10 protein-coding genes are annotated in these 12,496 nt (G+C 69.0%); 7 read left to right on the forward strand and 3 right to left on the reverse strand.

Translation table 11 applies throughout. The features are described 5' to 3' along the window. Nucleotides 1–101 precede the first annotated feature (101 nt). The gene (locus CPCC7001_RS02570) at nucleotides 102–875 is read left to right on the forward strand and encodes a sigma-70 family RNA polymerase sigma factor (protein WP_006910580.1); all 774 of its coding nucleotides are present in this window, start codon (nucleotides 102–104) and stop codon (nucleotides 873–875) included. Here CPCC7001_RS02570 and CPCC7001_RS02575 read toward each other — a convergent pair. Continuing rightward, the gene (locus CPCC7001_RS02575; RefSeq protein WP_043368516.1) at nucleotides 823–1,014 is read right to left on the reverse strand and encodes a hypothetical protein; all 192 of its coding nucleotides are present in this window, start codon (nucleotides 1,012–1,014) and stop codon (nucleotides 823–825) included. The two genes, CPCC7001_RS02570 and CPCC7001_RS02575, sit on opposite strands and share 53 nt — an antisense overlap. Nucleotides 1,015–1,346: 332 nt before the next feature. Here CPCC7001_RS02575 and CPCC7001_RS02580 point away from each other — a divergent pair, with 332 nt between their 5' ends. Both CPCC7001_RS02580 and CPCC7001_RS02585 read left to right on the forward strand, forming a co-directional pair. Beyond that, nucleotides 1,347–2,906 (forward strand): DUF3370 family protein, encoded by a 1,560-nt coding sequence (locus CPCC7001_RS02580; protein ID WP_043369402.1) that lies wholly within the window; start codon nucleotides 1,347–1,349, stop codon nucleotides 2,904–2,906. A 34-nt stretch (nucleotides 2,907–2,940) separates the two neighbouring features. Then, complete coding sequence (locus CPCC7001_RS02585) at nucleotides 2,941–4,083, forward strand: DnaJ domain-containing protein (protein WP_006911764.1); 1,143 nt, start codon at nucleotides 2,941–2,943, stop codon at nucleotides 4,081–4,083. 1,162 nt (nucleotides 4,084–5,245) lie between these two features. Here the strand turns inward: CPCC7001_RS02585 and apcD are convergent. Beyond that, complete coding sequence (gene apcD, locus CPCC7001_RS02590) at nucleotides 5,246–5,740, reverse strand: allophycocyanin subunit alpha-B (protein ID WP_006911552.1); 495 nt, start codon at nucleotides 5,738–5,740, stop codon at nucleotides 5,246–5,248. Nucleotides 5,741–5,856: 116 nt separating this feature from the next. Between apcD and rlmD the strand changes: the two genes are divergently transcribed. Then, on the forward strand, nucleotides 5,857–7,212 hold the full coding sequence (gene rlmD / locus CPCC7001_RS02595) for a 23S rRNA (uracil(1939)-C(5))-methyltransferase RlmD (RefSeq protein WP_006909322.1): 1,356 nt from the start codon (nucleotides 5,857–5,859) through the stop codon (nucleotides 7,210–7,212). 70 nt (nucleotides 7,213–7,282) lie between these two features. Here the strand turns inward: rlmD and pheT are convergent, their stop codons facing one another. After that, nucleotides 7,283–9,730, reverse strand: a complete 2,448-nt coding sequence (gene pheT, locus CPCC7001_RS02600) for a phenylalanine--tRNA ligase subunit beta (RefSeq protein ID WP_006911535.1) — start codon at nucleotides 9,728–9,730, stop codon at nucleotides 7,283–7,285. Nucleotides 9,731–9,871: 141 nt separating this feature from the next. On the opposite strand from pheT, the gene rpmG reads away from it, so the two are divergent. The 3 genes from rpmG (at nucleotide 9,872) to CPCC7001_RS02615 (ending at nucleotide 12,487) form a co-directional block, all read left to right on the forward strand. Further along, nucleotides 9,872–10,066 (forward strand): 50S ribosomal protein L33, encoded by a 195-nt coding sequence (gene rpmG, locus CPCC7001_RS02605; protein WP_006910077.1) that lies wholly within the window; start codon nucleotides 9,872–9,874, stop codon nucleotides 10,064–10,066. A gap of 161 nt (nucleotides 10,067–10,227) precedes the next feature. Further along, nucleotides 10,228–10,449 carry a 30S ribosomal protein S18 gene (gene rpsR / locus CPCC7001_RS02610; protein WP_006041316.1) on the forward strand — a complete coding sequence of 74 codons (222 nt, stop codon included), beginning with the start codon at nucleotides 10,228–10,230 and terminating at the stop codon, nucleotides 10,447–10,449. A 73-nt stretch (nucleotides 10,450–10,522) separates the two neighbouring features. Next, nucleotides 10,523–12,487 carry an RNB domain-containing ribonuclease gene (locus tag CPCC7001_RS02615; RefSeq protein WP_006909699.1) on the forward strand — a complete coding sequence of 655 codons (1,965 nt, stop codon included), beginning with the start codon at nucleotides 10,523–10,525 and terminating at the stop codon, nucleotides 12,485–12,487. Nucleotides 12,488–12,496: the final 9 nt, after the last annotated feature.

Raw genomic sequence — 12,496 nt, forward strand, 5'->3', positions numbered from 1 at the left:
ATCCCGTGGTTCCACCGTTGCGGGGAGCACCCGGGATGGGCGTGGCTGGATCTGGAGCCGCCCCACGGCGACTCCCTACAACCGTTTTTATCTCTGCCCCGATGACGACTCTGACTTCCGGCCGACTGTCCAGCCACCAGGACTGCCGCGCGATCCAGGCCCGCAACCGGCGGGTCGAGCAGTACAAGGCTCTGGTGCGCCCGATCGCCCTCCACTACCACCACCGCTGCTCCGAACCGCTGGACGATCTGATCCAGGTGGGCCTGATGGGACTGCTGCGGGCCGCCGAGCTCTACCGCCCTTCCACCGCCACGCCGTTCGAGGCCTTCGCCCGTCCCCATGTGCGCGGTGCCCTGCTTCATTACCTGCGGGATGTGGCGCTGCCCATCCGCCTGCCCCGCAGGCTGGATGAGCAGCGCCTGCAGCTGGCTCGCCTGCGCAGCAGCTGGCTGGCCGCCCACCACCGCCCGGCCACGGAGCAGGAGCTGCGGCAGCTGCTGGGGCTGGACCAGAGCCATTGGAACCGGCTCCAGGCCGCCGAGCAGCTGGTGAGGGTCCAGTCACTGGACTTCTGGCTGGATGACGGCGGCGAGCCGCCCTGCGCCGAGACTGAGACCGGCCCCGCCGACCCCTGTCGGGGCGAGGAGGCCTCAGCCCCCGCGGCCCTGCTGGCCGGGCTGGAGGAGCCGCTGCGGCAGGTGGTGGAACGGGTGATCCTGGCCGGCTGGAGCTACCGCCGCACGGCTTCGGCGCTCAACGTGAGCCCGATGACGGTGCAGCGTCGCCTGCATAGGGCCCTGGCGCTGCTGCGCGGCTGTCTGATCAGTCCTGAGCAGGGCTGGCGTCACGCTGCATCTGCTGCTCCAGGGTGCTGATCGCGGCGGTGACCGCGGCGAGCTGCCGCTCCACCCCATCCCGCCAGAAGCGGAGCATGCGCAGCTTGCGTTCCTGATAGCGACGGTGGGCCGCCAGCCCGCCGTCGGCGTCGTGGCAGCAGCCAAAAGGAGGGAGCATGGAAGGGGCGATCGGATCAACCGGTTCTAGCGATCGGCTCATCCCTGGCGAGAGGGGGATCGCCTGACCCGATCGGTCGGGCCGCTGCGGTTCTTGTAGGGTTGCCCAACCTGGTGGTGGTCGGCTTCAACGGCACGCTCCTTCACCACCACCCGTCGCCTGGATCCCGGAGTTCCGGGGGCCGGAGACACCGACGGCCGGGTCGGATCCGCGCCGGACTCGACCGGCCGTCCCACCTGCAGATCCACGCTGCTCAGTTCTTTCACCCCCGAAGAAGTTTGAGACCGTTGGTTGCCTCCCGGCTGTCGCCCTTCACCGCCGCACTGGTGCCGATGGCGCTGGTGGCCACCGTGGCGGTGGTGGCTTCCCCGGTGCGGCCCGCCGCGGCAGCCGTGGCCCTCATGGCCGGGCAGCGGGCGCGCCCTCTCAACGGCAGCTTCAACAAGGTGCCGGTGCTCCACTCGAACCAGCCGGAGGAGGTGGAGGGGCCGGGCATCCTGATCAGCACCGAACCCGGCATGTCCTATGCGGCCGAGGACGGCCGGGCCCTGCGCAATGCCGAGTTCACCTTCAACGGGGAGTTCGGGGTGCACATGCACCACAAATACTTCCCGGACTACCGCAGCCAGATTCGACCCGGCGAGCGCCGCACCGAGCTCACCCTGGGACTGATCCTGATCAATCCAGGTCTGCGGCCGGTGCAGATTCGCTTTGAGCGGGGTGCCGTGCGCAACAGCTTCGAGGCTCCCTACCTCGCCAACCACCTGATGGGGGTCAAGCCCCTGGGAGTGCGGCCCTGGAACACCGGTCCCGGAGATGCCACGGCCGTTCAGATGCTGCGGGGCAACCTGGATCGCCAGCTCAGCGAGCAGATCACCATCCCGCCCCGCAGCCGGGTGGTGCTGTTCCGCACCCAGCTGCCGGCCCTCGGCATCGCCAATGCCCTGCTGCGTGGTCGCAGCAACGGCCCGTTCCAGATGGCGGTGGTGGCAGCGCGGAATCCCTACAGCGATGCCGATCTGGTGGCGGTGCTCGATCAGCGCCGGCTCGCGCCCGGCCGGGTGTACCTCAATCAGGTGGCGGCGATCAACAGCCGGCGGGTGTTCTCGCGCGTCGGAGGCGTGGCCCTGGGTGACGAGTACCAGGCCTCGATCAAGCACGACCTCAACCGTCAGGGTCCCCTGCATGTGCCGCTCACCAGCACGGTGCGGCATCACTTCGGCACCCAGGACATCCAGGTGAACCCCCTGGCCAGCCGCATGATCGATTCCTCCCTCGACAACGTCGGCACCTACGGCGTGCGCTTCGATGTCGACCTCAACCTCTACGGCTCGGGGCCCTATGAGCTGGTGATGAGCCATCCCACGGTGGCGGGCCTCAACCCCTTCACCGCCTTTCGCGGCTCGCTTCAGATCCGCACGCCCGACGGCCTCGAGGAGGTGCATGTGGGCCTGCGATCAGGCCAGAGCCTGGGTCTCACCACCCTCAATCTGCGGCCTGGGGTGAGCAATCCGGTGCGGGTGAGCGTGGTCTACCCCGCCGACGCCACCCCGGGTCACCTGCTCAGCGTGGTGCCGGCCACCCAGCTCGCCATGGTGCAGGCCCGGGAGCAGGCCCAGCAGGCTGCCGCTGCCGCCGGACCGGCGCCTGCGGCAACCCCTCGGCCCACTCCGGCAGCCCCTGCCACCCCCAGACCAGCCGCCCCACCGGTGGCGACACCCCGGCGTCAGGCTCCTCCGGTGGCGCCTGCCACGCCCCGAGCCAGGCCCCTGGCTCCCACAGCGACAACCCCGGCTCCCACGGGCCGACAGGTGAGCCCCTCCCTGTTGGATCGCTATCAGGAGGCGCTCGATGCCCAGAGGCGCATGATGCGGGAGCTGATGGGTCCTTGAACACGCCGGCGCACCCTTCCGCCTGTGGCTGACCATGGCTGACCAAGAGCCGCACGACCGTCGCCAGATCAGCCTGCGGCTGCCGGAGGAGCTGATCAGCCGCATCGATGCGCTCAAGGGCGAGTTCGGCTGCCGCAGCCGCGGGGCGATCGTCGAACGGCTGCTGCAGAGCCTGCTCACCGGAGATGACGATCGTCCGGTGCAGTCCAGCCTGCCGCTGGACATGGAGACACCGGTGTCAGACCGGCCGTCCACCGCTGCGGATTCGGCGGCGGTGCCGCCTCCGCCGAGTTCCCCGGCGACGGCTGAACACCCTGACGAGGGCTCCTCCGGCTTCGACAGCGATTTCGACGAGCGAGGCGCCCTGGTGCTGCGCGCGGGACGGCTGGCCGGCGACCTGGTGTTCGACGGGCTGGCTGACGCTGCCGGCGGCGATCAGGCCGCGTATTCCGGCCCGGCTCCAGGCCCGGGCGATCCACCGGGGCGGGGGACCGCCAGCCGCGGCATCGATCTGCCTGGCTTCGTTCAGCGCCGCACCGAGCAGCTGCGCCGCAGCCTTCATCCGACAGCGGTCGATGCCCCCAGTCGCTTCGAGCCGCTCCCCCAGGTTCCAGCTGCACGGATCGCCTCTGCCCTGGCCAGGGCAGAGGCGCACTGGCTGGAGCTCTACGGCCAGCCCGCCAACGCCGCGGTGCTGGAAGCCGCGATGCTGTGGATGGCTCAAGACGTCTGGCCCCAGAGCGACCAGAGCGAAGGCCGGCCCTTCACCTGGTCGCTTGCCGGTGAAGTGATGCGCCAGCTCACACCCGACTGGCCCCAGCAGCCACCTTCGTTCAGCCGGGTGATCGTGATGGCCGGGGTGCTGGAGGACCCCTTCAGCAGCGCCACGCTGGAGCTTCGCATCCCCACGGTGATCCGGCGGTTCGTGCACCGCTTCCGCCGCCGCCGCCCGGGGGCCTCGTTCCAGACGCTCGAGCACACGATGACCCTGCACGGTGCCCTGAAGTTGTTGCAGCTTCCCACCGATCCAGGTCAGCGTCTCACCCTGCCGCAGATCCGGGAGGCCTACCGGGAGATGGCCCTGGCCCACCATCCCGACGCCGGGGGCTCTGAGGAGGCGATGCGTCGCCTCAACGAGGCCTACCAGCTGCTCAAGGAGCTCTACCGCACCCGCTGAGCCGATCAGTCACATCATCCGTTCGTTTTGCAGCTCTCGGATGGGACGCCTTCTGAGACCCGCAATGGGTCCTGGCTGCGCCTGCTGAGACTCCATTGGCCGTTCCTGAATGGCAGCGACGGCTGCCATGCTCATCACGGTTCAGCTTCGAACCACGGCGTCATCGCACCTGAGATCACCGTCTCAGACATCTCGGAAAGGTCTTGCAGCAGGACTTGGAACTAGACCAGTCTGCGACACCCCATACCTTGATTTTTTGCTGATTCTGAATTCCTTCTAGGGCTCTTGGGACGTGGGACGGGTGGGTGCCCCGTGGGAATGGTCTGGATGGATTCGTGAGAATCAGGCTTCCTGACGACTGCATGGGTCCCGATGGAGCACGACGTCGGCCCTGGGCCTTTTGCCTGAGCCTGATCCTGGCCAACGGTTGGGCTCCCAGGTTGTCCAGGTCCTGCCAGAGCCAACCAGAAACCCCGTGGCAACGGGCTTCTGTCCTGCCGCGTATCTGTGGTAGATGCAGGTACGCCGATCCAATGGCCAGAGATGAGCGCGGCCGTGCGGCCGAGCCGGCGGCAGGAGGTCGCTGGTGCGCTCACATGTCCCGCATGAGACGCTCTACGAGTCTCGTGCGTTGTCGCATCTGGGATCGGCGATCGGAGTCTGGGGATGACATCGGCCCTGCCTCCAGGCCGGGATGACATGGCAAGGAATTTCATGGCGATGGTGTGGCCTGCGCCGGCAGAGCGACCAACGGCCCTGGTGTCAGGACTGGCGATGGCACCCGTCACCAAGAAGTGGTCCGCAAGCCCGATAGACGATCCCAGGGGTCCCGAATGGGAACCGTGATGAGTCTTGGGACGGGTCACGGCTGACTGATGCAAGACAAGCTTGTCGGTCGATGGCGTTGCCGGCGACCGACGTCTCAGGCGCCATTGAGCTGGCTTCACCTCCAGCTGCTCCCTCCTGAACCCGTCTCCGGTTCCGTCTGCCTCCTCTCGCGTTGGTCTCATTAAAAGTCCCGTAACTGGTCCAGGGCGAGACTCCTGCTTCGCGAGTGCGTCTCGCTCTGGCCAAGGCCTGGGGCATGCAACACAAAACCCCTGGAAGGCGTGCCCGCTCGCCATCCAGGGGTCTGAAGGTGATGAAGCGACCAGCGGGAAGCTCAGGTGGGCGTCTGCATCCCCTGGATCAGGTAATCGAAGTAGGGGGCGGCCATGGCGGCTTCTTCGGTTCCCAGCAGCGACAAAGCGGCGTCCTTGAGGGTGCGCATCGCTTCCACCATGCCGGGCATCGGCACGCCGAGGCTGTTGTACATCTCCCGGGCACCCACCAGACCGATCTCCTGGATCTGCTCGGTGCTTCCGGCCAGCACGCCATAGGTCACCAGCCTGAGGTACCAGCTGTAGTCCCGCAGGCACTGGGCCCGCTGCTTCTGGCCATAGGCGTTGCCACCCGGCGCCACGTAGTCCGGCTTGCGGCTGAACAGCTGTTTGGCTGCTTCATCAATGATCTTCTTCTCGTTGTCGGTCAGCACCCGAACCACGGAGAGGCGTTGGGCCCCACCGCTGAGATAGTCCACCATCGAGCGCAGCTCACCGCCGCTCGGGTAGCGGAGCTGATCATCGGCCTGAAGGATCAGATCCCGAACGACGCTCATTGCAGCGACCAGACGCAGGCAGAAGTGTATCCACATCACAGGCCACTCCTGCGATGTCCGCAGAAGGTGTAACGCCCCTTTGCACGTCTAGGGTCGGGCGGTGGCCTGGGGGCACCGTGGGAGATCGGGTGGAGATCCGCATCGATGGTCTCTCCCATGACGGCCAGGGGGTGGGACGCCATGACGGCATGGCCTGCTTCGTACCCGGCGCTCTGCCTGGCGAGCGGGTGGCGGTTCGGCTCCTGCACCGCGCCCGGCGGCACTGGCTCACGGCCCTGGAGGCGGTGCTGGAGACCTCTCTGTCCCGGCGTCGCCCGCCCTGCATCCTCGCCGACCACTGCGGCGGCTGCAGCCTGCAGCATCTCCGTGATGACCTCCAGTCCCGCTGGAAGGGAGAGCGGGTGCAGGAGGCCCTCGAGCGGATCGGTGGGCTGACGACTCCGGTGGAAGCCGTGGTGGCGGCCCCCGCCTGTCTCGGCTACCGCAACCGCGCCATCGTCCCGCTGGAGCGCCGCGCGGATGGATCCCTGCGCGCCGGCTACTACCGCCGCGGTACCCACCGCATCGTCAACATGAACCACTGTCCGGTGCTGGATCCGCGCCTGGACGCCCTCATTGCCCCGCTCAAGCAGGACCTGGAGGCCAGTGGCTGGCCCGTGGACCGGGAGCTGGAAGGGCAGGGTGGACTGCGCCATCTGGCGCTGCGCCTGGGCCACCACACCGGCGAGGTGCTGCTGACCCTGGTGAGCAGCCATGCCGAGCTCGAGGGGCTGGCCAGCCGGGCCGAGGCCTGGCGGACGCGCTGGCCCCAGATCGTGGGCGTGACCCTAAACCTGCAGCCCCAGCCCACCAACACCCTGCTCGGTCCCCACACCGAACTGGTGGCCGGCCGCAGCTGGCTGCGCGAGCGCTTCTGCGGTGAGGAGCTGAGGATCGCCAGCGACACCTTCTTTCAGGTGAACACAGCCCAGGCCGAACGGGTGCTTCCCTCTCTCCAGCACGCTCTGGAGGGGCTGACTCCGGGGCTCCTGGTGGACGCCTACTGCGGGATCGGCACCTTCAGCCTGCCCCTGGCCCGAGGGGGCTGGCGGGTGCATGGCCTGGAGCGCAACCCGGAGGCCGTCCGGCTGGCAGCGCTCAATGCGTCAATCAATGGGCTCTCAGAGCTGGCCAGTTTCGAGGCCGGGGATGTGGCCGCGTTGCTGCCGCCCTGGCTGCCCCGCTGCCAGGCCTTGTTCCTGGATCCTCCCCGCCGCGGACTCGATGGGGCTGTGATGGCGGCGCTGCAGGCTTCGTCTCCCCCCCTGCTCCTGTACCTGAGTTGCGATCCGGCCACGCTGGCACGCGATCTGGGTCTGCTCACCCGATCCTGCGGCTACACCGTCAGCCGGGTGCAGCCCCTGGATTTCTTCCCCCAGACCAGCCACATCGAAACCCTGGCGGTGCTGCGCCGTGCGGAGCCCTCCTCCTGAGGCAGATGGCCTGAAACGAGATGGGGGCCTGAACAGGGATGGCAGTCCCTTGGGACTCCAGGACGCCGGCTCAGCTGCGCAGCTTGGCACCGAGCTGCTGTTCCAGGGCCGCCTGAATCCGGCCGTGCGCCATTTCCAGATCACTGTCGGTGAGGGTGCGCTCAGGGTCGCGGTAGCGCAGCCGGAAGGCCTGGCTGCATTCTCTCTCTCCCAGCTGATCCCCTTCGTAGCGGTCCACCAGTTCCACGTGCTCCAGCAGCGGCTTGCCGGCCTTGCGGATCACCTGGAGCAGGTCCGCCGCCAGCGTGTTCACCGGCACCACCAGCGCCAGATCCCGCTCCGCCGACGGCACGGTGGGAAAACTGCGGAATGCCGGTTGCCAGCGGTTGGGCCGGGTGGCCGCCGTGAGCAACGGCGGCAGCTGCAGCTGGAACAGGTAGGTGGCGGTGGGCAGCTCCTGGCCTTCGGCGGTGGCGGGGTGAAGCTGTCCGAACCAGCCCAGGGGCCGTCCCTCCACCACGATCTGGCAGCCGCGACCGGGATGGAGCAGGTCGTTCCCGGTGAGAGGCCGGTCTTCGCTCGGGATCCGTAGCGCGGCAAGGGCCTGCTGCAGGACACCACGGGCCCTGAAGTAGTCCGGCGCCTGGGGTTTGCCGCTGCTGGTCCAGCGCTCGGAGCGGTTCTCGCCACAGATCACACCCACCAGCTGCTGGCTCTGGCTGCCGGCGCCATCGAAGACGGCCCCGATCTCAAAGCCCCAGAATCCGGGCTGGCCGCACTGGAGATTGCGACGCGCCGCGGCCAGCAGCTCGCTGTGCAGCTCATCGCGCAGATGGCCGTAGTCGGCGAGCAGCGGGTTGGCCAGGGGCAGGCGGCCTTCGGCCTCAGCCACGAGGGACAGGCTGCAGAGCTCCTGCAGGCCGGCCGCGCACAGAGCCCGCCGCAGCCGCCGCTCCGCCTGCTGGGAAGGATCCAGTCCGCCCGGTTCAACCGGATCGGGCAGATGACAGGCGAAGCGGTCGTAGCCCACGAGCCGCGCCACTTCCTCGATCAGATCCACTTCGCGCTGCAGATCCGTGGCCCGCGATGGCGGCACCTGCACCTGCCAGCCCTCGCCGCTCTCCTCGAGGGAACAGCCGAGGGCCTCCAGGGTCTGCCCGATCCGGTCGTCGTCCAGATCCTCCGGGCCCTGCTCGCCCAGCACCGGTCCGAGCATGTTGTGGAGGGCGTCCCGGCGCAGCGGTATGCGTTCCGGCGGCTTACCCGGCCGCTGATGCACCCAGCGGCCCTGAACCTCTGCACCCGTGAGCTCCTGCAGCAGCTGGCAGGCCCGGTCGCTGGCCACCAGCGTCGATTCGGCCGGCAGACCCTTCTCAAAGCGGCTGCTGGCTTCCGTGCGCAGTCCCACGCTGCGGGCGGAGCGACGCACGTCCCGGGGAGCGAACACCGCGGCCTCCAGCCAGATCGCACCGGTGCCGGCATCCACCGCCTCGCCCTGGCCCCCCATGAGTCCGGCCAGGGCGATCGGCCGGTCCTGGTAGGTCACCACCAGGGCCTCCGCATCCAGCTGCCGCTCCTCCTTGTCCAGGGTGGTGAGGCGCTCGCCCGGGCGGGCCTGCCGCAGCCCGATCCCGCCTGGGTCGGGGTTGCCGCCTCCCAGGGCCGCCACCCGGTCGCGGTCGAAGGCGTGCAGGGGCTGACCCGTTTCCAGCATCACCAGGTTGGTGATGTCCACCACATTGTTGATGGGCCGGATTCCGGCCTTCTGCAGGCGCTGCTGCAGCCAGCGGGGCGACGGCGCCACGCGGACCCCCTCGAGGGCGGTGAGGCTGAACAGCCCACCGCGCTCCATGGTCTGGCGATCGGCCGCCGCCACCACCAGCGGTTCGGCGTGACAGGCCTGGGGCACGGCCGCCAGGGTGGTCTTCAGCCCCAGCAGGGCCGCCACCTCCCTGGCCATGCCCTGCATCGACAGTCCGTCCGGCCGGTTGGCGGTGATGGCCAGCTCCAGCACGGTGTCATCCAGCCCCAGGCTCGGACCCACCGGAGTACCCGGCGGTGGCACCAGCTCCAGCAGGTCATCGAGCACGGCGATCCCGGCCGAGCCCTCCTCCAGGCCGAGTTCGCTGAGGGAGCAGATCATGCCGCTGCTGGCCACGCCCCGGAGGGTGGCCGGTTTGATTGTGAGATCCACCGCCGGCAGCCGGGTACCCACCAGGGCCACGGGCACGTGGATGCCCTGCCGCACGTTGGCTGCGCCGCACACGATCTGAAGGGTGTCCGTGGCGCCCACATCCACCTGGCACACGCTCAGCTTGTCGGCGTCGGGGTGGGGCGCCCGCTCCTTCACCAGACCCACCACCACGCCGTCAGCCTGGGCGGCAAGGTCATCGATCGCCTCCACCTCGAAGCCGGCGATCGACAGCCGCTCGGCCAGGTCCGCCGTTTCGGGCCAGGATCCGGACGCCGCCGCAGGCCCGCCCACCAGCTCGCGCAGCCACTGGAGCGATACCCGCATGGTGTCCGTCGTGCGTCAGTGACGGCGGATCCTAGGGACGCGTGGCTTTGCACCCCGCCGGCGGAGGCAGGGTGCAGGACCCTTCAGGACGTATGGTGCGACATTGTCCTTTCGCATCGCTCACGCGGCGCAACGTCCTTCATGGCTAAGAACAAGGGCGTCCGGATCGTGATCACCCTCGAGTGCACGGAATGCCGGTCCAACCCCGCCAAGCGGTCTCCTGGTGTGTCCCGCTACACCACCGAGAAGAACCGCCGCAACACCACCGAACGGCTGGAGCTGAAGAAGTTCTGCCCGCATTGCAACAAGTCGACCGTTCACAAGGAAATCAAGTGAGCGCGTTGCTCCGCTGATCGAACGCCGTGCTCCGCTGATCCGCTTCGGATCACGGTTTCTGCCATCGGCTGTGTCTGCCAATGGCCTTGTCTGCCACTGGCTTCTTCTGCCACTGGCCTCCTCTGCAATCGGCCTCCTTCCAGACCTTCTCCTCTCCTGTCATGTCCAGCTCCTTCTTCAAGAAGCGCCTGTCTCCCATCAAGCCGGGCGATCCGATCGACTACAAGGACGTCGATCTGCTCAAGAAATTCATCACCGAACGCGGCAAGATCCTGCCCCGCCGGCTCACGGGCCTGACCGCCAAGCAGCAGCGTGATCTCACCAATGCCGTGAAGCGCGCCCGCATTGTGGCTCTGCTCCCGTTCGTGAATCCCGAAGGCTGAGCCCCTGGCCACGCCCGCATTCCATCCCGGCGATCTCGTCGGCGTCAAGGACGAGCGGGGTGCCCACCTGGCGGTGGTGCTCAGGGAGCATGGCTCCAAGCTCGATCTCAGCGTCGGCTTCCAGCATCGGCACCAGTCCCTGCCGCGGCGGTCTGCATCGCTCCTGGCACCCCTGCCTGGAACCGCAGACCCGCCGGGCCGTCTCGGCCTGCCCCCGTGGGCCTTCGACGAGCAGGAGCTGGCCGCTGCCCTGCCCCGCCGGCGGGACTTTGCGGCGGCCTGGCTCCTGCTCGTCGACGACGGGCAGAGCTGGAGTCTCCCCGACTGGGTGGAGCTGGTGTGCAGTCGCCGGGATCCGATCGTGCTGGCGGCCTGCTGGCTGTGGCTGCAAGGGCCCCAGCAGCTGTTCCGGTTGCGGCAGCAGGGCATCACCGCCCGCCCGGCCGAGGACCTGCGCCAGCTGCGCCGAGACCTGCACCGCCAGGCGCTGGAGCTGCGCTGCGAGCAGCTGTGGCATGAGGCCCTGGCACGGCGGCAGCCGCTGCAGCGCTCGATGCTCGGCCCACCGCAACAGCGCGAGCTGGAACAGCTGCTCGCCCTGGCGGCGGGGCAGGAGGCCCCGGAGCTGCCGCCGGGCCTGCGGCGGGCGCTCCAGGCCGCCCACTGTGCCGCCGACAGTGGTGCCGTCAGGCATCTGCTCGTGGATCTGGGCCAGTGGGATCCCCACCATCTGCCCTCCCTGCACGCCACCACCTGGGAGACCGGGTTCAGCGCCGACCTGGAGGCCGAAGCCCGGCGCCTGATCGATCGGGCTGACGGTCCATGTGCGGGCGATGGGGATCGCCTCGACCTCACCGCCCTGCACTGCGTCACGATCGACGACGCCGACACCCGCGACATCGATGACGCCATCGGGCTGGAGCGCTGTGCGGATGGCCTGCTGCGCCTGTGGATCCACATCGCCGATCCCGGCCGCCTGGTGGCGCTGGACTCCCCCCTGGATGTGGAGGCGCGCCGCCGCGGCAGCAGTCTCTACCTGGCCAGCGGCACCCTGCCGATGTTCCCTGAGGCCTTGGCCACCGGACCCCTGAGCCTCGTCGCCGGCCGGCGCAACGCGGCCTGGAGCCTGGGGCTGGAGCTGGACGGAGAGGGCGCCATCACGGCCACCCGCCTGGCGCGCAGCTGGGTGCGCCCCACCTACCGGCTCAGCTATGCCGATGCCGACGAGCTGATCGACCTGGCTCCGCCCGAGGATCCCGATCTGGCCGAGCTTCATGGCCTGTTGGAGCGCCGCCGCCGCTGGCGGCTGGCCAGGGGTGCCATCCAGATGGATCAGCCGGAAGGGCGGATCCGCGTGCGCGACGGGGAGCCCGAGCTGGAGATCACCGAGCCCAGCCCCTCGCGACTGATGGTGGCGGAGGCCATGATCCTTGCCGGTGCTGCGGTGGCCGCCCATGGCCAGGAGCACCACCTGGCGCTTCCCTACCGCAGCCAGCTGCCGGCCGAGCTGCCGCGCCCCAGCGAGCTCGAGGCACTGCCGGCAGGCCCGGTGCGCCACGCCGCGATCAAGCGCTGCCTCAGCCGCGGCCATACCGGAGCCGTGCCCAGCGCCCACTTCAGCCTCGGCCTGCCGGCCTATGTGCAGGCCACCTCTCCGATCCGCCGCTATGGCGACCTGGTGGTGCAGCGTCAGCTGCTGGCCGTGCAGGAGGGCCGGCCTCCGCTGGATGCCGAGGCCCTGCAGGCCCTGCTGGACCAGCTGGAGGATCCGATTCGCCAGGGGCTGCAGATCAGCCGGGAAGACCAGCGCCACTGGCAGCAGGTGTGGTTCTCCCGCCACCGGTCCCGTCAGTGGTCCGCCCAGTTCCTGCGTTGGCTGAGGGCCCAGGACGGACTGGGCCTGGTCCACCTCGAGGACCTCGCCATGGATCTGGCGGCCCACTGCCCGGCGGACGCGGAGCCGGGGGACGCCCTGATCGTGCGGGTGCAGCTGGTGGACCCGCTCCGGGATCAGCTGCGTCTGGTCGCCAGCGCCTGAGGTCCGCCG

It is taken from the genome of Cyanobium sp. PCC 7001 (assembly GCF_000155635.1).
Taxonomy (GTDB): domain Bacteria; phylum Cyanobacteriota; class Cyanobacteriia; order PCC-6307; family Cyanobiaceae; genus NIES-981.